The 25,097-nt window shown below is 38.1% G+C and carries 23 protein-coding genes and 2 riboswitches; of the genes, 9 read left to right on the plus strand and 14 right to left on the minus strand.

Annotation, left to right across the window (positions count from 1 at the left end; all coding sequences use genetic code 11):
- Positions 1–392: 392 nt before the first annotated feature.
- From SB679_RS05980 to SB679_RS05990, 3 genes are all read right to left on the minus strand, one after another.
- A complete protein-coding gene (locus tag SB679_RS05980) occupies positions 393–3,113 on the minus strand; it encodes a TonB-dependent receptor domain-containing protein (RefSeq protein WP_410701692.1) in 2,721 nt (906 codons plus the stop codon).
- A gap of 312 nt (positions 3,114–3,425) precedes the next feature.
- Positions 3,426–3,524: riboswitch (SAM-I-IV-variant riboswitch) on the minus strand.
- A 145-nt stretch (positions 3,525–3,669) separates the two neighbouring features.
- The gene (locus tag SB679_RS05985; RefSeq protein WP_410701360.1) at positions 3,670–4,140 is read right to left on the minus strand and encodes an Hsp20/alpha crystallin family protein; all 471 of its coding nucleotides are present in this window, start codon (positions 4,138–4,140) and stop codon (positions 3,670–3,672) included.
- 48 nt (positions 4,141–4,188) lie between these two features.
- Entirely contained in the window at positions 4,189–4,479 is a 291-nt protein-coding gene (locus SB679_RS05990; RefSeq protein WP_410701362.1) for a hypothetical protein, read from the minus strand.
- Between the two features lie 288 nt (positions 4,480–4,767).
- On the opposite strand from SB679_RS05990, the gene SB679_RS05995 reads away from it, so the two are divergent.
- Entirely contained in the window at positions 4,768–6,981 is a 2,214-nt protein-coding gene (locus tag SB679_RS05995; RefSeq protein ID WP_410701364.1) for a TonB-dependent receptor domain-containing protein, read from the plus strand.
- A 67-nt stretch (positions 6,982–7,048) separates the two neighbouring features.
- Here the strand turns inward: SB679_RS05995 and SB679_RS06000 are convergent, their stop codons facing one another.
- The 11 genes from SB679_RS06000 to SB679_RS06050 all read right to left on the minus strand — a co-directional run bounded on the left by SB679_RS06000 (position 7,049) and on the right by SB679_RS06050 (position 16,137).
- Positions 7,049–7,759, minus strand: a complete 711-nt coding sequence (locus SB679_RS06000; RefSeq protein WP_410701366.1) for a HesA/MoeB/ThiF family protein — start codon at positions 7,757–7,759, stop codon at positions 7,049–7,051.
- A gap of 256 nt (positions 7,760–8,015) precedes the next feature.
- Positions 8,016–9,152: a 2-iminoacetate synthase ThiH gene (gene thiH, locus SB679_RS06005; protein WP_410701368.1), complete on the minus strand. Its 1,137-nt coding sequence runs from the start codon at positions 9,150–9,152 to the stop codon at positions 8,016–8,018.
- 11 nt (positions 9,153–9,163) lie between these two features.
- Complete coding sequence (locus SB679_RS06010; protein WP_410701370.1) at positions 9,164–9,940, minus strand: thiazole synthase; 777 nt, start codon at positions 9,938–9,940, stop codon at positions 9,164–9,166.
- Positions 9,937–10,551, minus strand: a complete 615-nt coding sequence (locus tag SB679_RS06015) for a thiamine phosphate synthase (RefSeq protein ID WP_410701372.1) — start codon at positions 10,549–10,551, stop codon at positions 9,937–9,939. The genes SB679_RS06010 and SB679_RS06015 overlap by 4 nt, the downstream gene beginning before the upstream one ends.
- Before the next feature lie 64 nt (positions 10,552–10,615).
- Positions 10,616–11,206 (minus strand): thiamine phosphate synthase, encoded by a 591-nt coding sequence (locus SB679_RS06020; protein ID WP_410701374.1) that lies wholly within the window; start codon positions 11,204–11,206, stop codon positions 10,616–10,618.
- Entirely contained in the window at positions 11,203–13,014 is a 1,812-nt protein-coding gene (thiC, locus tag SB679_RS06025) for a phosphomethylpyrimidine synthase ThiC (protein ID WP_410701376.1), read from the minus strand. Before thiC ends, SB679_RS06020 begins: the two co-directional genes overlap by 4 nt.
- Positions 13,015–13,037: 23 nt before the next feature.
- Positions 13,038–13,244, minus strand: coding sequence for a sulfur carrier protein ThiS (gene thiS, locus SB679_RS06030; protein WP_410701378.1), 207 nt, complete (start codon positions 13,242–13,244; stop codon positions 13,038–13,040).
- Between the two features lie 64 nt (positions 13,245–13,308).
- Positions 13,309–13,406, minus strand: a riboswitch (TPP riboswitch).
- Between the two features lie 129 nt (positions 13,407–13,535).
- Positions 13,536–14,213 carry an RluA family pseudouridine synthase gene (locus tag SB679_RS06035; RefSeq protein WP_410701380.1) on the minus strand — a complete coding sequence of 226 codons (678 nt, stop codon included), beginning with the start codon at positions 14,211–14,213 and terminating at the stop codon, positions 13,536–13,538.
- A 6-nt stretch (positions 14,214–14,219) separates the two neighbouring features.
- Complete coding sequence (locus SB679_RS06040; protein WP_410701382.1) at positions 14,220–14,543, minus strand: hypothetical protein; 324 nt, start codon at positions 14,541–14,543, stop codon at positions 14,220–14,222.
- 3 nt (positions 14,544–14,546) lie between these two features.
- A complete protein-coding gene (gene panB, locus SB679_RS06045; RefSeq protein ID WP_410701384.1) occupies positions 14,547–15,362 on the minus strand; it encodes a 3-methyl-2-oxobutanoate hydroxymethyltransferase in 816 nt (271 codons plus the stop codon).
- Between the two features lie 61 nt (positions 15,363–15,423).
- Positions 15,424–16,137, minus strand: a complete 714-nt coding sequence (locus SB679_RS06050; protein WP_034709330.1) for a Crp/Fnr family transcriptional regulator — start codon at positions 16,135–16,137, stop codon at positions 15,424–15,426.
- Between the two features lie 89 nt (positions 16,138–16,226).
- On the opposite strand from SB679_RS06050, the gene SB679_RS06055 reads away from it, so the two are divergent.
- The 8 genes from SB679_RS06055 (at position 16,227) to SB679_RS06090 (ending at position 25,091) form a co-directional block, all read left to right on the plus strand.
- Entirely contained in the window at positions 16,227–18,605 is a 2,379-nt protein-coding gene (locus SB679_RS06055; protein ID WP_410701387.1) for a heavy metal translocating P-type ATPase, read from the plus strand.
- 109 nt (positions 18,606–18,714) lie between these two features.
- Positions 18,715–18,942 (plus strand): cbb3-type cytochrome oxidase assembly protein CcoS, encoded by a 228-nt coding sequence (gene ccoS, locus SB679_RS06060; protein ID WP_317740199.1) that lies wholly within the window; start codon positions 18,715–18,717, stop codon positions 18,940–18,942.
- A 5-nt stretch (positions 18,943–18,947) separates the two neighbouring features.
- Positions 18,948–21,209 carry a cytochrome-c oxidase, cbb3-type subunit I gene (ccoN, locus tag SB679_RS06065; RefSeq protein WP_034709327.1) on the plus strand — a complete coding sequence of 754 codons (2,262 nt, stop codon included), beginning with the start codon at positions 18,948–18,950 and terminating at the stop codon, positions 21,207–21,209.
- 18 nt (positions 21,210–21,227) lie between these two features.
- Positions 21,228–21,425 (plus strand): cbb3-type cytochrome oxidase subunit 3, encoded by a 198-nt coding sequence (locus SB679_RS06070; RefSeq protein WP_410701390.1) that lies wholly within the window; start codon positions 21,228–21,230, stop codon positions 21,423–21,425.
- A gap of 10 nt (positions 21,426–21,435) precedes the next feature.
- Positions 21,436–22,317 carry a cbb3-type cytochrome c oxidase N-terminal domain-containing protein gene (locus SB679_RS06075; RefSeq protein ID WP_410701392.1) on the plus strand — a complete coding sequence of 294 codons (882 nt, stop codon included), beginning with the start codon at positions 21,436–21,438 and terminating at the stop codon, positions 22,315–22,317.
- A gap of 99 nt (positions 22,318–22,416) precedes the next feature.
- Entirely contained in the window at positions 22,417–23,871 is a 1,455-nt protein-coding gene (gene ccoG / locus SB679_RS06080) for a cytochrome c oxidase accessory protein CcoG (protein ID WP_410701394.1), read from the plus strand.
- Between the two features lie 9 nt (positions 23,872–23,880).
- Positions 23,881–24,333: a FixH family protein gene (locus SB679_RS06085; RefSeq protein ID WP_410701396.1), complete on the plus strand. Its 453-nt coding sequence runs from the start codon at positions 23,881–23,883 to the stop codon at positions 24,331–24,333.
- Positions 24,324–25,091, plus strand: coding sequence for a sulfite exporter TauE/SafE family protein (locus tag SB679_RS06090; RefSeq protein ID WP_410701398.1), 768 nt, complete (start codon positions 24,324–24,326; stop codon positions 25,089–25,091). The genes SB679_RS06085 and SB679_RS06090 overlap by 10 nt, the downstream gene beginning before the upstream one ends.
- Positions 25,092–25,097 lie beyond the last annotated feature (6 nt).

Raw genomic sequence — 25,097 nt, forward strand, 5'->3', positions numbered from 1 at the left:
TTTTTTTAAACCACAAAAGAGTTTTTATAATGATAGACTCTCGCAGATCTGGCTGATGGAACAGATTCTCATTGCATACTTTTTTTAAACATTAAGATCAATGAAGAATGTAAGGTCAGTTAAGAAAAAATTAAATAATTTTTTAAGTTGTAGCTCTTAAGCGAAGCTAAAACTAAATATTCTTAAAAGCTTAACAGAATCTTAATGGTTTGAATTTTTTATCTCGCAGATGAACAAACAAAAGTAAAAAATCTGCATCATCTGATTAATCTGCGTGAAACTTTAAAATTAATCTCTATCCATCCACATTTTGAAATTGATCCTTTTTGTTATTCACTCAAACAAAAAAACAGAGAATGAATCTCTGTTTTTTGTTTTAACCTTTATCTATTTTAAAACTTGAATTCTACCCTCGCGAAAACGAAGCGTCCTCCTATACCATACTGGGAAACCTGTCTGGAATACACAAACTGATTATCAGCTGTTAACGAGCTGATATTTGGGCTTTTGGAAGGTAGTATATTGAATATATTATTGCTTCCTATCGTCGCCGAAATATTTTTATTAAAATCATACCCCACAGAAAGATCTGTCACAATACGGTCATTTAAAACAAAATGCTCTCTGCTTTCCGTAACTCCGTCAAAGTTAGCATCCAGCACATCCGCATCCGTCACTTTTCCAAAGTACGAATTCCTAAGAGCAACGGTAAGTGCCGAAAACCTCACGGTATTGGCAAACGTGGCTTTGATACGGGGTACGGCTTCTTCAAAATATACTCTGTTGGGCTCAGAGAAATAATTATCAATCTGGCTTACCAATTTAGGAGAAGCATGAATATCCCCAACTCTTCTGGTTTGATTCAAATTAAGTCCCAGATTATTTTCCAAAGATATTCTTTCCGAGATTCTTGAATTCTGGGAAATAGTGATGTCCAATCCTTTCGTCTGGGAATCTACTGCATTAGCAAAGAAATTCGCAGCACTGGCTCTCGCAATATCAAAAGCCCCCTGCAACACCGCCTGGTCTGATCCCGGTGCAAAACTTCCTTCGGGACGGTAGAATAAATCTGTAAGCACTACTCTATCCTTAATTTTTATAAGATAAGCATCTGCTGTAAATACGAGACTTAAAGCCGGAATTTTCCAGGTAATCCCCGTGCTGTATGACTGTGAAGTTTCCTGTTTCAGTTTGGGAATTCCTAAAGCCTGAGCAGCTTCAGAATTATTTCTGAAAGTCCCGACCTGCGTTGTTTTTCCCTGCTGGATTAATGTAGACGTAGAACTGTAGTAAATCTGTGCTAAAGAAGGTGCTCTGAATCCTGTAGAAACAGCCCCTCTCCAGTTAAAGTTCTTAGCCAGTTTTACATTCGTTGCTAATTTATAATTAAAGGTGGAACCAAAGTCGGAATAGTTTTCGTACCGCACCGCTCCTTCTATCAACCACCAGTCAGTAGGCTCAATTTCAACGTCAGCATATGCTGCGACACTGTTTCTGCTTCCGGAAACCGCATTATCCGGACTGAATCCCGGAAAAACCTGTGATCCGGCCGGTCTTATATTTCCAAAGAAATCAGTGGCCTTTTCATTTTCAGGAGTAGCAGCCGTTACTACACGTCCAAAAATATCATAGGAGACGTAGGAGTTTTCATTTCCTGCATTCACTTTATAGTTTTCATACCTGTATTCTCCTCCAAAAGCCACATTCAGGCCGTGAAGAACATCATATTTTTTTGAGAAATCCAGATTCAGGGTATTTTGTAAAAATTCTGATCCTCCTGCTTCGAAAGTTCTTGGTGAGCTATCTCCCAGAGATGCATTAAATGTATTCACCACCCCAAAATTAAAAGCATTCTTTCCGAAAGTATTACTTAAATCTACATTCCAGCCGTTCCATTTTCCTTTGATCCCGCCTGCTAAGGAATAATCATTCACACTGGCTTCAATTTGGGGCAGATATCCATTTGGGGTAACAGCATTGATGTTTCTTTCTGTGTTGGGAAGCCTGTAAAATCCTCCGGAATTCCCCAGACGGTAGCTGTAGCCTCCAAAGGAATAGACTTTCCAGTCTTCATTAACCGGAATTTCAGAATTGAAAAAAAGTTGTGCTGACTGCAGTTTAGACTGTCCCGCCCTAAGGCTGAAATCTTTTCTTTCCAATCCTCTGTAGGTAAGCTCCTGATCTGTAACGTCTTTTCCTAAAAGCCCCTGGAGCGCAGAAATACTATTAGCTCCTGATATCTGATTCCTGAAATCCTGTGAAAAATAACCTACCTGCGATGCATACTGCTTAACGGTATTGATAATCTGCTGGCTATTTGAAGTATTGGTAATATTTTTATATAATCCATCGATATTCACTCCATCCTGCAATGCTCTGTAATTAATTGCATTATAGGCATTATAAATATCACCTTCCCGTACACCCGCTCTTGAATACGGGTCACGGTATTGTACAGATCCTGTAACATTAATGAAGCCTTTCCCTCCAATTTTTGCTCCGTAGTTCAGATCGGCCGAGATCGTTTGACCATCTATCCCTCCGGAAAAATTATTGGTAGCTGATGAAGCATATCCTCCCAGGAAAACCTGTCCTGATAATCCCAACCTTCTTTTAAGTCCCAAATTCACGACTCCTGCAATGGCATCAGAACCGTACTGAGCAGATGCTCCGTCTCTTAGTACTTCTATTTTCTCCAGGGCAAAAGCAGGAATTGCATTAAGATCTGTTCCTACCGAACCCCTTCCAGGAGTCAACGTAACATTAATTAATGAAGACTGATATCTTCTTTTTCCATTCAGCAGGACCAGAACCTGATCCGGACCAAGACCTCTGAGGAGAGCGGGATCTACAAAATCGGTTCCGTCGTTAACGGTATGTGAAGTGGAAGAAAATGAAGGCACCACATAGTTGAGGGCCTGGCTTATATTGTTAACTGGACTTTGTCTTAAGATTTTTGAAATATTAATGATATCTACAGGAACCGGAGTTTCTGTAAGAGATCTTCCGGATCCTCTTGATCCCAGGATTACAACATCATCGATCTTTTTGGATGATGCAGAATCCGACTGTCCAAAGTAAAATGCTGAAATAAGAGCTGCTGAAGCTATGATTGTTTTTTTTCGAAATTACGCATGTGTTTTTCTATTTTTATTATTGATTGTTTGTTTGATTTTTAGGCAATAGTTATCCTGTATCCTTATGGTAAGGATAGTGTTAGAAAGCCGAAATGGGGGTATTATTTTTTAAAGAAGTCTAGAAACAACAACACATGCGCATGTGGAAATGGCATGAAAAGAGGTCAGAATAATGAAGTGAAACTTCATGATCTGAGAGATGATAATTTACATTGGTTTTTGGGTTTCCCTTGTCTTTAAACATTGATTTTATTTTAAAACAAAAATGTCAAGATGGGGAGAAAATAGAGAATAAACATTTTTTCCGGGCATACCGGCTTATCTATTTCAGCACCTTGCTTGTTTTTGCAGGTTGCTATCCCATCTATGAGATTCTTGATAATTACGCAGCAAAGATATAATTATTTCGGAAATAAAAAAATAATTGCCAAAAATTTTAACTTTTCGCAAATGCTACCGTAACAAATCCAATACAAATAAAGCCCCACAAATTTTGTGAGGCTTTACCTTTTACTTTATGTTACGGAAAGTATTAATTGATATCAACCTGTTGTTCAGGTTTATTCTTTTCCGGATTTTTTGGTAAGACTACGGTTAAAATCCCATTTTCATAAAGCGCTGAAATCTGATCATCAAAGACTTTGTCCGTCAGCTGAAACCTACGCTCAAAAGATCCGGGATAAAATTCCTGATAAATTAATTTAGAATCGGTATTTTCTGAAGTATCAGTGTAGGAAAGGGTAAGAATCTGATCTTTAACCGTCACTTTAAAAAGATTTTTCTGCAATCCCGCAGCATACAGCTGGACCGTAAAGCTGTCTTCATTTTCTGTAATATTTACAGGCTTGTGGTTATTGATTTTTCTGTCGAACATCTCCTTTAAAGGGTGGTTATTCCCCATAAAATGTTCTTTGAATTTTCTTCCGAAACTGCCTTTTTCAAATGATCCGCATTCGTCATGTTTCGCGAATGGTCCTTGTGTATTATGATGTTGTGTATACATTGTTTTAATTATTTAGTTTGTGTTATTGTATTAATAAAAATTCGTTTTTTAGCGGATAGGAATGATGGCTAAATTTTCTTTACGAACCTGTGAATATATCGTTCCCCCCTGTTTTGGGAAGTTATGATGATAAGGAAGATAAACATTGCTGTTTTTTTCATATCCCATAGTTTGGCCCCTTTTTTTACCGATCATTTTTGCGATCAACGTTCCAATTCCGGCTAATAATAGTCCTGCAAATAATAGTTTAAAAATCAGTGATAAAATAAATACTGCTGCTCCGGCCAATAGTGTTACTCCTAATAATTTTGGCAGAATAAATTTCATTTTATTGTTCATTTTGTTCATTGTTAAATTGTACTTTCTTTTTATGTAAGACGAAACAGATATGGATTTACTTTTTTTATTATCAGCTATTTACCATCTATTCCGTTTACATGATACAAGACGAAAGCCTGTTTAATTTTACTTTATTTTTTTAATCTTAAAAATCAATAAGCCTTATTTTCATCAATCAAATTAGGGCTGACAGACTCTTATCTGAATTAAAAAAACAGCGATGAAATTTGAACATTTTGTAACAAAATTTATTTTTCAGCGTCTAACTGGTTAGTAGTAAAAAACATTATGAAAAAAATTATACTCACTGTATCTTTATTAGGTTCCGTCTTTGTTTATTCGCAGGAAAAAGAAAATACGCCAAGCAAAGAGAAGCAAATTGAAGGGGTTGTTATCACTAAAACTAAAAAAGCCGTTGAACAGAAAGCTGACCGAACTATTTTTGATTTTTCGGAGCAGCCACAGCTTAACAACGGAAATGTTCTGGAAGGCATCAAAAAACTTCCGGGATTGGTTTCTACTGACATTGCCGGAATGATGTATCAGGGGAAAATGCTGGATGTTTATCTTAACGGCAGACCTTTAAATATTACTTCCAATGAATTAAATTCTTTCCTGGAAGGAATGCCCGCCAATTCTGTTGACAGAATAGAAGTGATCACCCAGCCGGGCGCAGAATATCCTGCCACTTCCGGTGGTGCGATTATGAATATCATTACAAATAAAAATGCCAATAAGTATTTAACCGCCACGTATTCCGGGAATTATTCTTTTTCCAACTATGAAAAATTCAGAAGCAGAACTACTAACTCTCTGAATTTGAATGCGAGAAACAAATTATTCGGATGGCAGCTGAATTTCGGTCAAAACTACCGTGAAAGCATGATGAATACGATGCAGGATGTATTGTTGAACAGTAATACTGACCGTATCGGCCGTGGATATTTTGCTAAATCAGGATTGACTTTTGATCTGGGGGACGACAGGTTATTGCTGAACTACGATATCTATCATAATAATAACGACAACTACACCGCGAGTAATGGTCTTGCAGAAATTTTTGATAAAGACAAGGATCTGTACAGAGAAGCCAATTTTAATGCTTTCGATGCTGCACGTACTAATAATTTACGACAGGAAGCTGTCATAACGTACCAAAAACGTTTCAGTGATAAATCTCAAAAATTAGATTTCCAGTTTGGATATACAAAATCCGACAGTAAGTTTGCTCAGGATAATTTTTTCCAGGAAGGAAATTTCACTGATGACGGGCAATTTTTCCGAAATCCGGGTGCCAATGATATCCTTAATAACAAATCGGATATGAGGGTTGCCAATTTTAAGGTGGATTATTCACAACCTATCAATATTCTTGATGGTGGAAAAGTGAGCGCCGGAGGATTGTATGAAAGACAGGATTTTGAAACGGAAAGCAAAGGGCTTAAAAACCTGGAATATCAGAGACAGACTGCTTCTACCTACCTGGAGTTTCAGGCTAAACTGAAAAAATTCGACTTCACATTAGGAGCTCGTGCTGAAAATTATGATATTTCCGGGATTGCAAGAAAGGACAGTGCAGGTACCATTGTACAAAAAGATCTTACAACATTCAATAAGTTTAAACTGTTCCCTAACGCCAGTGTACAGTACAGCCTGATGAATCAGGTGTATATTGCTGCAAACTATAATAAAAAGATCAGCTTACCGAGTATTTCAGCCCTGAATCCGAATAACGTAACGTTTTCAGGTCCCAATACGCAGGTAAACGGTAACCCAAATCTTCAGCCTACTATTTTTGATAATTATGAATTAAAGATCTCTGCTTTTGATTATGCATTTATCGGATACAGCGTAAGTTCTGCAAAAGATCAGGTAGCGCAGATCATTATGAAGGATGGTAAAAATCTTTACAATCAGCAGGTGAACATTTCCAGTATGAAAATTCATAACTTCAATGTTGGACTTCCTGTTCCTTTTATGATCTTCAGAAAGCCTATCAGCGAAATCATGAAGTTTGATTTCAATCCTGATAAAATCAACTTTATGTATCTGTATGCAGGATATCAGAAGCATGAAATTGAAAACCTCAGTAATAAAGGCTTCTGGATCTTTAACGTAATGGCCCAGCTGATTCTTCCTAAAGGCATCAAAATGACGGCAAATTACAGTTATCTGACTCCTAAGGCAGGCTATTTTTACTTTACGGCAGAAAAACCGTTTAACAACAACGTTGATATCACACTAACTAAGAAGTTCCTGGATAATAAACTGACTCTTTCTATTTTTGCGAATGATATCTTTAACGGACAGGTGATGCAGGTACGTTCTAACCCACCTTCAGGCGATGCGGTGGTATTAAGAAGCAAGTATGATTCAAGAAACTTCGGATTATCTATCAATTATAAAATTCCTACAAAAAATAAGCTGGCAAAAGAAGATGCCAATATCTTAAACAGCACGAAAAAAGAAGACACCGGTGGTGTAATGCAGCCGGGACAATAGTTTGTCACCCCATTATAAAACAGGGCAGTAAGAAATCTTACTGCCCTGTTTATTGTAAACAATCTCATTAAAAATCAACGGATTGAAATCTCCAGTTGAATGTATCGATAAGTGTCATTTGATTGATTGGTACAGGAAGATCTGTGATAATATGTAAAGCCAGATTAGCCATCATACTCCCCACAATTCCCGGCAAAGTTCCCAGTACACCAAGGCTGTCGCAGTCTGGAATATCTTCATCAAAAGGAGGTTCGGGAAAAAGGTCTCTTAAATTTTTGCTTCCTCGATGATTAAATACGGCAACCTGCCCGGAAAATCCCAATATACTGCCATAGATAAGCGGCTTTTTTACGATGACACAGCTGTCATTGATCAAATAGCGTGTTGAGAAATTATCTGAACAATCAATCACCATATCAAAGGCAGAAAGGATTTGTTCTGCGTTTGAAGGTTCAATTTTTTCTTTAATTTCAATACAATGTATATGATGATTGAGTTTTTTCACAAATTCCGCTGCACTGCTGACTTTTGATTTTCCTACCGATTGCTCCTGATGGATGACCTGACGGTTTAAATTGTGAAGTTCGACTTGATCAAAGTCTGCTACGCCTAAAGTTCCTACACCTGCTGCTGCCAGATATTGAATAACAGGACTTCCCAACCCGCCGGCACCTACGACCAGTACTTTTGAAGCCATTATTTTTCGCTGGCCTTCCAATCCTACCTCATCAATAAATATCTGACGGCTGTACCTTGCTAAAATATCTTCGCTTTTCATTTTAATTCATATGTTTTTGCTCATTAAGATTTTTTAAAGTTTAGAAAATAGTAAGGCTCCTCTTAAAATTTAAAAATCGGGTTCTTATTATATAATTCTACATCTATTGTCATTCCGACGAAGGAGGAATCTCGTTTATAGATTAGACTCTTTATTGCACTTCGTTACATTCAGAATGACAGCAGAATAGTAACTTTCCTCCTCCCTTATTCCTTCTTTACGCTCTCTTTATATTATTCGTAACGACTTCCTTCTTTTAATGGTTTATTTTTAAAAAAAATCCACTGTAAGCCGGATCCCAGTCTTTCATGACCGGATCGTAGCCTGCTTTTCTAATGCTGTTTTTCACTTCTTCCATACTGCGTTCATCACTGATTTCAAACTGTTCCAGAGATTCTACGTCTACGGCATAACCGCCGGGGTTTGTTTTTGAAGCTGCACTCATTGCTGTTGCTCCGAGTGATATGATATTATCCCTGAACTTTTCACTTTCTCTGGTGGATATTGATATTTCAAGGTCTTCATTCCAGATTCGATAGGCACAAATCAACTGTAAAAGATCTTTATCATCCATTATAAAATTAGGCTCTATGATTCCTTCCGCCGGCCTTAGCCTTGGAAATGACACTGAAAACCGGCTTTTCCAGTACTCTTTCTGTAAATAATCGATATGAAGCGCATTGAAAAAACTGTCTACACGCCAGTCTTCCAGTCCTAATAAAACACCGAGTCCAATTTTATGGATTCCTGCTCTCCCTATCCTGTCAGGGGTTTCAAGACGGAAATGAAAATTAGATTTTTTTCCTCTGGGATGATATTCTTTATAGACCTCCTGATGATATGTTTCCTGATAGACGAGCACAGAATGTACACCTTCCTGATGCAGCTCCAGATATTCTTCTTCTGATAAAGGCTGCACTTCAATGGATATATTGGCAAAATGTGGTCTCAGCTTGCGGACAGCATTCAGAAAATAAGGAACTCCCACTATTTTATTGGCTTCTCCGCTTACCAGAAGGACATGATTAACTCCCATTGCTTTCAGAGCAGAGGCTTCTATCATCAGTTCTGTATCCGAAAGCGTTTTCCGTTTAAGGGTATTATCTAAACTGAACCCGCAGTAGGTACAGATATTCTGACATTCATTACTAAGATACAGCGGGGCATACAGCTGAATTGTTTTTCCAAAGCGTTTCTGCGTAATTGCCTGAGCCATCACCGCCATGCGTTCCAGTTGCTGGGCCGCAGCAGGAGAAATCAGGTGGAGAAAGTCTTCTATGGTTTTATTCTTTTTTTGCAGACTATACGCTACCTCAGAAACGGTTACCATGTCCAATTTTTCCTTGATTTCCTGCCAGGAATAGCGTTCAAAAATATCTTTAAAGCTGTTCATGATTTCTGTTGTTATTCAAATAAAAACGAAGTCAGCGGGCTGGATGCTTCTGCATGGTTTCCAATGACTCCCAATCCTGATTCAAACGCTCTTCTTCCTGCAATAACTCCTTCTTTAAATGCAAAAGCCATATTCTCGGGATTTCTGGCTACCGCAATTGCAGTGTTGACAAGAACTGCATCAGCACCCATTTCCATTGCCTTTGCGGCATCAGAAGGAGCTCCGATTCCTGCATCCACCACCACGGGAACCTTCGACTGGCTGATGATAATTTCTAAAAAATCCACCGTCCTTAAGCCTTTATTCGTTCCAATTGGAGCTCCCAACGGCATTACCACTGCTGTTCCGGCATCTTCAAGACGCTTGCATAAAACAGGATCTGCATGAATATAGGGCATTACGATAAACCCCAATTTTGTCAACTCTTCTGTAGCATAGAGGGTTTCTATAGGATCGGGCAATAAGTATTTCGGATCCGGATGGATTTCCAGCTTCACCCAATTGGTTTCCAACGCTTCCCGGGCAAGCTGGGCTGCCAGTATAGCTTCTTTTGCGGTGCGGGCACCTGAAGTATTCGGTAAAAGGTGGGTTTGGGTAGCTTGCAATGAACTTAGTAAACCATCTTCAGAAGACTGGATATCCAATCTTTTTAATGCCATGGTAACCATTTGGGTTCCTGATGCCATAATAGATGCTTCCATTTCTCTCATGCTTCCAAATTTTCCGGTTCCTAAAAAGAGCCTTGAATTAAAAATCCGGTCTGCTATTATTAATTGTTGATTATTCATTTCATTATTGTTTTAAATTCATTGATGATGGAAGGGTTTTCTGTAATCTGACCGGAGACTGCCACCCCGTATATTCCTGCCTGCTGTAATGGGTTGATATCTTCTAACCGGACACCACCAATGGCATAGATCTTTGGAATTGCTATTGATTCTTTCTGTAAGCTTTCAATAATGTTTTGATAGCCATCAAATCCCAAAACCGGGCTGAGCTTTTCTTTTGTAGCCGTAAATCTTAACGGCCCTAAGCCAATGTAATCACAACCCTCGCTAATTCTTTGCAATACATCCGAGAATGTGTTGGCGGTTCCGCCGATAATTTTATGATCTCCCAGTATTAATCTTGCTTCTAAAACTGATTCGTCATTGAGACCCAGATGTACTCCGTCTGAATCAATGATTTTTGCAACCCGAACGTTGTCATTGATAATGCAAATGGCATTATAGTTTGAACACAGCTGTTTCGCATGTTCACAAAGCCTGATGAATTCGTTTTCCGGAGCATCTTTCCACCGGACCTGAACCCATTGTATACCATGATCCAGCACTTTATGAATATTAAGTTTCTGTTCAGATTCACTCTTTCCCTGAGAGATGTATTGTAATTTTTCCATAATTACTATTGAATGTAGTCTTAGTAAAGAAGGTTTATTTTAAAAATTATGATCTGTTTTTTACCTAAGAAAGAACGATATCCCTGCATTTCTTAAAAGTATTAACAGGTGTACTGCTATTCCAGATTGCTCCCAGCAAGGCTGCTCCATCTGCGCCGGCCTGAAATACCTTTTTAATAGTATTTTCATCAATCCCGCCCAGAGCAATCAATTTTACATGGATGTTATTCCGGTAGGTAAGATCTTCCATCATTTTTGTATCCTGTCCGTATCCTTTTTTAGAAATACTGGGAAACACGGGGCTTATAAATGAATACTGCCATTCGTTTCCCAGCATATTATAATCATTGATTTGATGTACCGAAGTTGAAATTATATTTCCTTCTTCGATCTTTGATCTGTACAACCCATTGACCCGATCGGCTTCCCTCACATGAAACCGGGAAATATTGTAAAACTTCCCTACCTCATAATGGCTGTGCAATACCAATTTAGAATGAAATGTCTGATCAATCCCATTGATCAACCCCTTCATTTCTTCATCATTAATAAAAGGCTTTCTGATGTGTAAAAGATCAAGACCCTCGCGAAACATTTCGTTGATGGTTTCAATTTCATGACTGATGAGGTCTTCATGGGTAATTACAATGATCATAGATAAATTTCTTTGCCTTTTTCGATGAATTCCATGGACTTATCAAACATCCCTTGCTCAGCAGATTCCCGGATTTCCTGGGTAATTTTCATCGAACAGAACTTAGGTCCGCACATGGAACAGAAATGGGCAATTTTAGCTCCTTCGGCTGGAAGTGTTTCATCATGATATGATTTTGCCGTTTCCGGATCTAATGAAAGGTTAAACTGATCTTCCCATCGGAATTCAAAACGTGCTTTACTCAATGCATTATCTCTGTATTGTGATCCAGGATGTCCTTTGGCAAGATCTGCCGCGTGGGCAGCCAGCTTATAAGTGATCACCCCATCTTTTACATCCTTTTTATTAGGAAGTCCTAAATGTTCTTTAGGTGTAACATAGCACAGCATTGCACACCCAAACCAACCAATCATCGCCGCCCCGATTCCTGAGGTGATATGATCATATCCCGGAGCAATATCCGTCGTCAAAGGACCTAAGGTATAAAATGGAGCTTCATGGCATTCTTTCAGCTGTTTGTCCATATTTTCTTTAATCATATGCATCGGTACATGCCCTGGACCTTCAATCATTACCTGTACATTATGCTTCCACGCAATTTTAGTCAGCTCTCCTAACGTTTCCAATTCTGCAAACTGGGCAGCATCGTTCGCATCGGCAATAGAACCCGGGCGAAGTCCATCTCCCAAAGAAAAAGCAACGTCATACTTCTTCATGATCTCGCATATCTCTTCAAAATGGGTATATAAAAAGTTTTCTTTGTGATGATAGAGACACCATTTGGCCATGATAGAACCTCCTCTGGACACAATTCCTGTGACTCTCTGAGCGGTAAGATGAATGTATCTGAGTAAAACACCCGCATGGATCGTAAAGTAGGATACGCCTTGCTCGGCCTGCTCTATTAAAGTGTCTTTAAAAACTTCCCAGGTCAAATCTTCAGGAACACCTTTCACTTTTTCCAATGCCTGATAGATCGGTACGGTACCTATAGGAACCGGACTATTCCTGATGATCCATTCTCTGGTTTCATGAATGTTTTTTCCGGTTGAAAGATCCATGATCGTGTCAGCGCCCCAGCGGCAAGCCCAAACTGCTTTTTCAACTTCTTCCTCGATACTGGATGATACAGCACTGTTTCCGATATTGGCATTGATTTTAACCAAAAAGTTTCGTCCAATGATCATCGGTTCACTTTCCGGATGATTGATATTATTCGGAATAATTGCTCTTCCGGCTGCTATTTCATCCCTTATAAATTCAGGAGTGATTTTATTTTTAGGGGTATTGGCTCCAAAGCTATTTCCCGGATGCTGAAAAGCCATTTCTTTTGAAACTGTGTCCAGCTGTTCTATCCGCTGATTTTCCCTGATGGCAACGTATTCCATTTCTGCTGTAATAATACCCTTTCTTGCATAATAGAGCTGGGTAATTTCTTTTCCTTCTTTCACCACTTTAGGTTTGTGATCATAGGAAAAACGAAGGTCATCCAGACGGGAATCGGCAAGACGTGTCTTTCCATATTCTGATGTGATCCCTTCCAGAATATCTACATCTTCACGATCCAGTATCCATTGCTCCCTTATTCTCGGGATCCCTTTTAAAATGTCTATTAGCGCATTTTTATCTGTGTACGGTCCGGAGGTGTCATAAATGGTTACCGGCGGGTTATGTTCCAGTGTTCCGTTGCTGAGTTTGGTGGGACTCAGGTGTATTTCACGCATGGCAACATGGATGGGATGTAGTGTTCCTTCAATATAGATTTTATTTGAGTTCGGAAATGGCGAACAGGTGATTGAATGAGCCATAAAATTTTTGTTTTGTATGAGAATTAACCGCCCTGAGTGGCAGTGATGATTAAAATAGAATCTTTGTTTTTAAGCAATGTATCAGGCCAGGACGGCTGGGGAACGATAGAGTTGTTGACGGCTACGGCGATCCCTTTTTTGCGTTCGGGTACCTCCATAGCCATTAATGCTTCCAGATTTTCGGGAAGTTGATCAAACGTCTTCGTTGTATGGTTGATTGTAAGTTCCATTCCTAAGTTTTAATTAAACATATCACTTTAGGAATGGCTGTAATTATGCAGTAGAATGCACAACAAAAGTCATCTCACTTTTCCCTACGCTGGTATGATCCAGATCAGGTTCAAAGGGTAAAGTCTCAGTCTGTTTGTCAACAGACACCCCTAAAGTATGGGACGAAGGTAGTTATTTTTTCAGAATGAGCAAAATTTCATGTATTTCTGAAAAACAACAAGGCCGAAAATTGTATAATTTCCGGCCTTATTCATTATTTTCCAGCTCAATATGTTGAGATACTGATATTATTATTCTTCACAGGCTCTCCAGATCGCATCATTCTGCGGTACGGGAGCTATCACCTCAATTTTTTCTTTGGTCACGGGATGAATAAACTCCAGTTTTCTGGCATGAAGATTAATTCCCCCATCCGGATTTGAACGGGGTGAACCGTATTTTAAATCTCCTTTAATCGGAACTCCCGTTTTGGATAGCTGAGCTCTGATTTGATGATGCCTTCCTGTTTCCAGATCAATTTCCAGTAAAAGATAATTATCTAACGTTTTGATCACATGATACGTTAAGATGGCTTCTTTTGCCCCCTCAGTCACCTTTGTAAAAACAATCGCTTTATTCGTTTTTTCGTTCTTCTGTAAATAATGCACTAGGCGCTGGCTTTTGGGAATCATTTCTTTTGGAACAACTGCCCAGTAGGTCTTTTTAATTTCCCTGTTTTTCACCATCTGGGTCAGACGGGAAAGTGCTTTGGAAGTTTTGGCATAAATAACCAATCCGGAAGTTGGACGGTCAATACGATGTACTAAACCGAGAAAAACATTTCCCGGTTTGCCATCTCTTATTTTTATAAAATTTTTAATCGAATCCAATAACGGCTCATCCCCGGTTTTATCCCCTTGAACAAGCTGGCCGACTTTTTTATTAATGATTAAAAGGTGATTATCCTCGTAAACAATCTGTTCCTTCATATATTCCTAACCTATATTTTTGGGTCTGCCGACAAAAGAAAGGATAATCCCTCCCAGAAGTCCCAGCGTTTTCATTCCTGCCAATCTCGATTCCAATGGTAAAAATGCTCCGATAATACAAAGGGCGCCCGCAGCATACATTGCATAGACAAAATTTTTGTTGGAAAGAGCAGGTGCCTGAAGCAGAAAGCTCGCTCCAATCAGGACATAGAAAACTCTTTTTGAAAGCAGAATATTAATTTCAGGTGAAAACAGATTAAACCATCCTACTGCAAGACAGATGATGGCAATAATGGATATAATTCCTTGTAAGGCTTGTTGGTTTCTCATTAATTAATAACTTTCTTTTTCATTTGGAAATTCTACAGCCTTCACATCTTTTACATACTGAGCCACAGCTCCTGTAATTTCTGTGTAAAGATCAAGGTATCTTCTCAGGAATTTCGGACTAAACCCTTGATTCATTCCTACCATATCATGATATACCAAAACCTGCCCGTCACAATCAGAGCCTGCACCAATACCGATCGTTGGAATAGTAATGCTTTCTGAGACTCTTTTAGCCAAATCAGCAGGGATTTTTTCAAGCACGATAGAGAAACATCCTAATTCTTCTAAAAGCTGTGCATCAGCGATTAGTTTTTCAGCTTCAGCCTCTTCTTTGGCTCTTACTTTATAAGTTCCAAATTTATAAATTGATTGTGGCGTCAATCCTAAATGTCCCATTACTGGAATCCCCGCATTAATAATTTTCTTGATGGATTTTGAAATTTCTTTTCCTCCTTCAATCTTAACTCCATGCGCCCCTCCTTCTTTCATCATTCTTACGGCAGATTCCAGTGCTTTTTCCGGATTACTCTGGTAAGTACCGAACGGAAGATCAGCAATCACCAAAGCTCTGTCTACTCCACGCACTACACATTGAGCATGATAAATCATCTGATCCAGCGTTATCGGTAATGTAGTCTCAAAACCAGCCATTACGTTAGCCGCAGAATCTCCTATTAAAATTGCATCTACTCCACCTGCATCTACCATCTTGGCTGTGGTAAAATCATATGCAGTAAGCATGGTTATTTTCTCCTTGTCGAATTTCATTTTACGCAAGGTTTCAGTCGTAACTTTTTTAATTTCAGAGTGAACAGACATAATTTATCTATTTTTAAAAGTTAAAAAGTCGGCTTTCGCCGACTTAAATTTTGTATGATTTTTATAAAACTACGTGTCCTAGTTTCATTAGTTTGTCGTGGTTTAGGATTCTGATGTTTCTGCCGTCCACTTCTATCAGACTGTCCTGTTTGAATTCGGAAATCAAACGGATGGCACTTTCGGTGGCCGTACCTATAATATTGGCAATTTCTTCTCTGGTAAGCGAAATTTTGATGAACCCTTCAGGATCCACGCCTAATTTCTGCTCCAGCAGCAGTAAAATCTCAGCCAGCCTTTCTCTTACCGTCTTTTGGGCAAGGAAAGTAACGGTATTTGAAGATTCACCCAGTTCATAAGAGATCTTCTGAAGCATCACGAATGATAATTGGGGATCAACTTCTAAGAGGTACATGAAAACCTCTGCAGGCAGGAAAATGCATTCTATATCTGTCATTGCTTCAGCCTTTGCCTGGAAATTTTCTCCGCAAAGTAATGAACGATAGCCGATGATGTCGCCTTCTTTGATAAATCTTAAAATCTGATCTTTCCCGAATGCTCCCGATTTTGACAGCTTAGCTGCTCCTTTTTCTAAAAAGTAAACTCCTCTTGGAGTTTCTCCATCCTCGAAAATAATATCGTGTTTTTGAAAATCGAGCCTCTTCTTGGCACTCATATACTTCTCAAAATCTGCACTGGAAAGTCTTTCTTTAAATGATTTATCATTAAAAACTCTGGCGAACCTCTCTTCAATTGCAATCTGTTGTTCCTGCGACATTTTATATGACATTTATCACAAAAATAGAACATTTTAACTCGATAAACAAAAAAAATTGTTATAATTTTGTACGTCAATAATTTAGGGAGGTGAGCGAGAACTGTTTTCATTGTGGTCAGGGTATAGAAAAAGAGAGAATTCTTTTTGACGAAAAAATTTTCTGTTGCAACGGCTGTAAATCTGTTTACGAAATTCTAAATACGAATAATTTAAGTAATTTCTACGAACTTAACAAGCGTGCCGGAATTCGTCCTAATGATGAAAACTCTTCACAATTCGATTATCTTGATACTCCTGAAATTTTCGAAAAAGTAACGGATTTCTCTGAAGGAAATACCAGCCTGGTTACTTTTAAAATTCCTGTTATCCACTGTTCTTCATGCATCTGGTTACTGGAAAGCCTTCATACCTTAAATAAAAACATCAAATATTCTCAGGTTAACTTCACGAGAAAAAACCTGCAGATATCTTTCAATCATAACGACTTAAAATTAAGCGAATTAGCTAATTTTCTAACCAATCTTGGATACAAACCGGTTATCAGCCTTGAAACAGCCGATAAAAATGTTGATCATCTTGACAAATCATTACTTATAAAGTTCGTTATTGCTGCTTTTGCATTCGGTAACGGAATGTTCCTTGCCATCCCGGAATATATGGGTGAACAGGATTACTGGATGGAACATTATAAAGGCCTGTTCAGGATATTGATGTTTATTCTCGCCTGTCCCGTTGTGTTTTATTCCGCTTCTGATTATTATAAATCGGCATGGTACGGATTAAAAAATAAGATCGTGAATATTGACGTTCCGATTGTGCTGGGAATCTTTGTCCTTTTCGGGCGTAGTATTTACGAGATTGCTACTGATTACGGCCCTGGATACTTTGATACCTTATGTGGTCTTTTATTCTTCATGCTTATGGGGAAACTCTTTCAAAAAAGAACCTACAGCGCCCTTTCTTATGACCGTGATTACAAATCATTTTACCCAATCGCCGTTACAAAGGTTGATTTTAATGGAAAACAGGACAATATTTTACTTTCTGAAGTGAAAGTAGGCGATCGTATTTTAGTTAGAAATGAAGAAATTATTCCTGTAGATGCCATTTTAATTAATGGGGAAGGAAATATAGATAACAGTTTCATTACGGGAGAAAGTGAAAGCATCAGCAAGCATCCGGGAGATAAAATCTTCGCAGGAGGAAAACAGATCGGATCTTCACTGGAACTGGAAGTGATTAAGGATGTAGATCAAAGTTATCTTACTCAGCTTTGGAATAAAGAAGCATTCAAAAAACATGAAACAGGATTAGACACACTGACGAATAACATCAGTAAGTATTTCACTTTCATAATTTTAGGCATTGCCGCAGCTTCTGCAATTTACTGGTCATTTATTGATCTGGAAAAAATGTTCCAGGTAGTTTCAGCTATTCTGATCATTGCATGCCCTTGCGCCCTTGCGCTATCTGCACCGTTCACTTTTGGACACATTATGAGGATTTTAGGCAGAAATAAATTCTATGTAAAAGATACCCTTACCATTGAAAAAATAGCTAAACTTGATACTATTGTCTTTGATAAGACCGGAACGATTACACACAGAAAAAAATCAAGTATAAAATACCAGGGTACTGAAATCAGTGAATTTGATTTACTGAATATCAAGACTTTATTAAAAAACTCCAACCATCCGCTTTCTAAATCTCTCTATGAATTCATAGAAGTGAATGATGATTATTTCCCTGTAGAACATTTCAGAGAAATCTCCGGAAAAGGGTATGAAGCTCAGGTACGAGGAAATACGTATAAAATTGGTTCTGCCCGTTATAATAACCAGGAATCGAAAAACCTTGAAACTGCAGTTTTTGTAAGCAAAAACGACGAATTTTTAGGCAAATTCATCTTTAAAAATGAGTACCGCCAAAATCTTAAGGATTTATTCAAAAAACTGACCCACTATAAAATCTTCATTCTGAGTGGAGATAATTCTTCAGAAGAAAACCAGCTTAAGGAATTAATTCCAAGTTTTCACGCCATGGCTTTTAACCAAAGCCCGGAAGACAAACTGAATTATATTAAAAATCTTCAGGATCAAAACCTCAAAGTTGCCATGCTTGGTGATGGTCTTAATGATGCAGGAGCTTTGAAACAAAGCAACGTAGGAATTGCCATTTCTGATGACACGAACAGCTTCACCCCTTCTTCTGATGTGATCATGAACGGTGAAAAAGTAGTAACCCTTGACAAGTATTTAAACGTTTGTAAAGGCTCCATAACGATTGTGAAAATGACATTTATAATTAGTTTCCTTTACAATATTGTTGGATTAAGTTATGCGGTTACAGGGCATATGCATCCGCTTTTTGCGGCAATTCTTATGCCAATCAGTTCTATTACCGTGGTTTCTTTCACCACACTTTCTACCTGGATATTGGGTAGAAAACACTTCAAAAAACAGGCGTAAACACCCTTATTTAGACTGATTTTAAATTAGCTGAAATCGGCATTTCGTGATGAATGTCATTATTTTTCACTAAATTTGAACCCCGAAAATAGGTTAATTTTGTTGACTGATGGATATTCTATATTTAATGATCCTTTGCAGTGTTTCTTTGGCTGCAATCTTCTTGGTGGTATTTATAATAAACGCCAGGAAAGGACAGTTTGAAGATGATGAATCTCCGGCTGTGAGAATCCTTTTTGACTCTGGAGAGATCAAAGAGGATGAAGAAATTGTCAACAAAAAAACAGACGAGAAAATAACAGGAGAAAATAATAAAATTGAAGAAAAAAGTGAATAGTTGATATGGAAACACAGAAGTTTAGTTATGACAACAGTATTGTTCGGGCATTCCTTTACGCGACCATAGTTTTTGGGCTCATAGGATTTACGTTCGGACTTACGGCAGCACTCATGCTTTTCTACCCGGAATTACCTGAATTTTTATTCGGGACTGATGATACAACCATTAGGAGTTTGTCCTCAGGTAACATTCAAGGGCTGATAAACACTCATGGTGCATTTGGTTTTGGTAGAATTAGAATGTTGCACACCAGCACCGTAATCTTTGCATTCGTATGTAATATCGTTTATACCGGTATTTATTACTCATTACAGAGATTATTAAAAACAAGAATGTACAGTGATACATTATCTTGGTTACACTTCTGGACTTGGCAATTTATGATTGTTGCTACGTTCGTTACCTTCTTTATGGGAATCAATACCTCTAAAGAATATGCAGAGCATGAGTGGCCAATTGACATATTAATCGCATTCTCTTGGATTATTTTCGGGATCAACATGTTCCTGACGATTGCAAAAAGAAGAGTAAGACACTTATATGTAGCGATTTGGTTCTATATTGGAACTTGGATTGCGGTAGCAATGCTTCACATCTTCAACAACCTGGAGGTTCCTTTATCTTTCACTGGCTGGAAATCTTATTCAGCATATGCAGGGGTAAAAGACGCTATTGTACAGTGGTGGTACGGTCATAATGCGGTAGCATTCGTACTAACGACTCCGGTACTAGGTTTGATGTATTACTTCCTGCCAAAAGCGGCAGACAGACCTGTATTCTCTTATAAGTTGTCTATTATTCACTTCTGGTCATTAATTTTCGTATATATCTGGGCTGGTCCTCACCACCTTCAGTATACAGCACTTCCGGCTTGGGCTCAGGCAGTGGGAACAGGTTTCTCAATCATGCTTATTGCACCATCTTGGGGAGGAATGCTGAATGGTCTTCTTACTCTAAGAGGAGCTTGGGATAAGGTAAGAGAAAATCCTATCTTGAAGTTCTTCGTAGTTGCAGTTACCTGTTATGGTATGGCAACGTTTGAAGGACCGCTTTTAGCCACTAAAAACATCAACAAAATCGGTCACTTTACGGACTGGGTTATTGGTCACGTTCATTTAGGAGCTCTTGGATGGAATGGCTTCATGGCATTCGGGGTTATCTATTATTTGGTACCGATCTTGTGGAGAACAAAACTTTGGTCTGTAAAATTAGCTAACTGGCATTTCTGGTTAGGGACTTTAGGAATTATTTTCTATGCAGTACCAATGTATATTGCAGGATTCACTCAAGGATTAATGTGGAAGCAGTTTAATCCGGACGGAACTTTATTGTGGAAAAACTGGTTAGACACAGTAACTGCAATTATTCCTTACTATAAAATGAGATTTGCAGGAGGTTTATTCTATATCTCCGGAGCCATCTTAATGGTCGTAAACGTTGTAGCTACTGCAAGAAAAGGATCATTTCAAAAAGAAGTTCCTGCAGAAGCTCCTGCTTTGGCAAACATCGGTAAAAACAGAAAAGAAGGAGAAGGTACTCACCTTTGGTTAGAAAGAACACCGGTATTATTAGGTATTCTATCTTTCATTACGATTTCAATTGGTAGTTCTGTGGAGATCATCCCTACATTATCTCTTAAGAAAAGTGTACCTACGATTTCAGCAGTAAAACCATATTCTCCCCTTGAATTAGAAGGTAGAGATATTTATATCCGTGAAGGATGTAACTCTTGTCACTCTCAGATGATCAGACCATTCAGAGATGAGATTACCAGATTCAACGGTAAAAACGGACAATATTCAAAAGCTGGAGAGTTCATTTATGACAGACCATTCTTATGGGGATCAAAAAGAACAGGACCAGATTTACATAGAGAAGGGGGTAAAAACCCAAGTTCTTGGCATTATAAACACATGTATAACCCAAGATCTACCTCTGCTGGTTCTATCATGCCTCGTTTCCCTTGGTTAATTGCTACGAATTTAGACCGATCTAAAATGGTTGACAAAATGTTACTAATGAAAAATACTTTCGATGTACCATATACAAAACCTCAGGTAGATTCTGCTAATGCATGGGCAGACAATCAGGCTAAGAAAATTGTAAAAGATATCTTCTCTGAAGCAGCTGACTTGAAAGATGCATACGCTAAGAGACCTAAAGGAGAATTAGAGAAAAAAGAGATTGTAGCTCTTATCTCTTACCTACAAAGATTAGGAACTGATATCAAAACAACGGAAATAAAAACAGCAAGTAATAACTAAACATTAAAAGGTTCAATCATGATTCCTCAAAATTTTAAAGATATCTTATCCAATACAGAAAACGCTGGTCTTTACCAGACGCTGGCTCTGATTTTCTTTATGCTGTTCTTCGTCGCTTTGGTAATCTATGTTTTTAGCAGGCCTAAAAAATATTACAAAGAGGAAGAAGAAGCTCCGCTTGGGGATGATGAAGACGATTTTAATTTAAAAAATTAAACTATTTATTATGAAACAAAGAACACCTGTTGTTGTAAACATCTTAATAATAATTGGACTCTTAATAGTTTTTTATTATTTGTTTGTACAGAGCTACTCGTTCCTAGCTTCGCCTTACTTCTGGGGAACTGTGGTGATTGGTGCTATTTTAGCATACATCCACAATGCGATTGGAGATTTGATTGAAAATAATAAATTCAAGAAATTAACTGCAGAAGAAAAAGCAGCCTATTTATCAGAAAAGAAAATCCCTTTCTTAAGAAGAATGTATGACAGTGCTTTCAAAAAGCAGTCTGCAACCGAAGAGAAAGATATCCTTATCGACCACGGTTTCGATGGAATTATGGAGTTGGATAATCAACTTCCAAAATGGTGGATCGGATTATTCTATTTTGGGACCGCTTTTTGTATTGTGTATATTGCAGCGTATTCTTTCACAGACTTTGCTCACCCATTGAGCGAGTATGAAAAAGAATATAAAGAGCAGATGGCAAGCATTGCAATATATGAAGCAGAGCAACCTCCTGTAACAATAGAAACAGCTAAATATTCTGCTGATAATATCGCAGAAGGTAAAGAATTATTTAAAACTAACTGTTCATCTTGTCACAAGGAAGATGGTAGTGGAGGAATCGGTCCAAACTTGACAGATAACTTCTGGATCAACCAACCTGAGAAAACTTTATTTAAAAACGTTTTCCATATGGACTGGAATGGTTCTCCTACTAACCCTGCGATGAGACCATTTGGTAAAAACGGGGAAGTTTCCGGTGCTGAGATTGAAAAAATCGCAGCGTATGTATATCACATTAACCAGGAACAACCACCAATAACACCAGCTCAGGGAGGAGCTGCTCCTCAGGGAACTGAAGCACATTGGGAAAAAGAATAATTTACACAAAAAATTAGAAACCATATGAAAAACATAATTTGTTATTACCTTAAAAACTAGTAACGAATTATGTTTTTCTTTTTTTAAATACATTACAAAATGTCAGACATAGAAGAAACAGAAGTACGAGGCGGACAGGGGCAGGTTCTGGATCCTGAGACTTACAGAGATTCTATAGGGACAATGGAGCAATCCGGCAAAAGAAAATGGGTATTTCCGAGAAAACCCAAAGGGAAATACACCAACTATAGAAACCTGGTAAGCTATACTTTATTAATTATTTATTTTACGGTGCCATTTCTAACCATTAATGGCAACCCATTCTTTCTATTCAATGTTATTGATAGAGAGTTTTACATCATGGGGCAGCCGTTCTATCCACAAGACTTTTTCATCCTTACTTTAGGAGCTATTGCGTCTTTAATATTCATTATTATTTTTACGATTGCGTTCGGAAGAATTTTCTGCGGGTGGATATGCCCTCAGACAATTTTTATGGAATCTATTTTTCGTAAAATAGAATATATTATCGAAGGCGACAGAAACAAGCAGATGAAGCTGGACAGACAGGAGTGGAATAGCGAGAAAATATGGAAAAGAAGTTTAAAATGGACGGTCTATATTATTATCTCCCTTATTATCACTCACTTTATGCTCATGTATATTGTTGGGTATCGCGAGATATTTAAAATCATTTCAGAAGGTCCATTTGCTCATCCTACGAATTTTATTGTGATGATTCTCTTTACCGGAGCATTTTACTTTGTATTTGCATGGTTCAGAGAGCAGGTATGTACTCTTGTATGCCCTTATGGAAGACTTCAGGGTGTATTGATTGATAAAGATACCATCAATGTTTTCTACGACTTTAAAAGAGGAGAAAACAGATCCAAATGGAGAAAAGGAGAAGACAGAAAAGCAGCTGGAAAAGGAGATTGTATCGACTGTCATCAGTGTGTGGTGGTATGCCCTACCGGAATTGACATCAGAGACGGCCAGCAGCTGGAATGTGTTAACTGTACTGCTTGTATTGATGCCTGTGATGAAGTAATGGAAAAGGTTGGATTACCCAAAGGATTGGTGAGATATGCTTCTGAAAATGAAATTGAAAACCAGACCGAGTTTAAATTCACCGGAAGGATGAAAGGATTTGCAGTTGTTCTGGTATTGCTGGTAGGATTGTTAGGATTCCTGCTTTCCAGCCGTGGTGAGATGGAAGCAAAATTCATCAAACCTGCAGGAAGTACTTTCTTCGTGAGAGACGGAAAGATCACCAATACCTACAATTATACCTTCCTAAACAAAACAAATGATAAGAAAATCGTAACGATTAAAGTAATCGAGCCTACGCATGGTGAAATCATCTATAGCGGATCGAGCAAAATTACCGTAGAAAGAGACAAAATTTCAAAAGGTACCATCAATATCAGTTTCCCGGAAAATGAAATGAAATTATCTAAACAGAATATTTCTATTGGCGTTTATGACATGAAAGGAAAAATGATCGATTCTTACCAGACTTATTTTGAAGGACCATTTAAATTACAATTTTAATTTTTACAAATGAAAAACTTTAGTTGGGGACACGGTGTTGTCATTGCATTATTTGCATTTATAGTTTTTATTTTATCCATGTTATTTCTTTTCCCGAACGGGCAGAAGAATTCGGAAATGGTAACGGATAATTATTATGAAGAAGAGCTGCAATACCAGGATGTAATTGATGCCAAGAAAAGAGCAGATAATCTTCAGGAGAAACCTACATATAGTCAGGATACATCAGGAATTAAAATTGTTTTCCCTAAAGGATACAACAATTCCAATACGACGGTAAAATTTGTGTTAAACAGAACCGATGATCAGAATTTGGATATTAAAAAATCCGAACAGCTGAATGCAGATCAATCTATTTTAATACCTGCAAAAGTATTGAAAGCCGGTAATTATACATTACGATTGACATGGACAAAAGATAAAACGGAGTACCGATTGGATTATGATGTGATATGGAAATAGCACTTATTTTATCGGCTATCGGCTTAGGGTTCGCATCCGGATTTCATTGTATTGGAATGTGCGGACCTATTGCCCTGTCGATGGGATTAACAAAAAAACAGGCTACCAATTTTTATCTTCAAAATCTTACATATCAGTTTGGTAGAATTTTCACCTATTCTCTTTTGGGAGCAGTGTTGGGAATTATTGGAGAAGGTTTTGAAATGGCCGGAATTCAGAAATACCTGACGATTGCTGTAGGTATTCTGCTTATTATCATGGCTCTGTTTTCATTTGGAGGAAAAGATTTTGCTTCAAAAATTCCTTTTTTCTCTAAATTTCTTTTTGCCGTAAAATCAAATCTGGGAAGACTTCTTCAAAAAGCAGATTACCGCTCAAGATTCACAACAGGAATCCTGAACGGCTTTTTACCATGCGGTATGGTGTACATGGCTCTTACAGCAAGCTTAGCAAGCGGAGGAATATGGCAGGGAGCCTCATACATGGCTTTATTTGGTCTAGGAACCCTTCCCTTCATGTTTGCGGTAGTTCTTGTCGGAAACCTCATGAATCAAGCTTTTAGAATTAAAGTTTTAAAAGTCATTCCTGTGGTTATGATTATTTTAGGAGGATTATTTATCGTAAGAGGCCTGGAATTAGGAATTCCTTACATTTCACCAAGGGCCGAAGCTATGACTATTTCTAAAGACAACAATGGCGATTGCCATTTACCAGGAGATCACAGTACTCATAATCATCCTTCAACAAATTGTCATTAGATTGAA

It is taken from the genome of Chryseobacterium sp. SIMBA_029 (assembly GCF_046535275.1).
GTDB lineage: Bacteria > Bacteroidota > Bacteroidia > Flavobacteriales > Weeksellaceae > Chryseobacterium.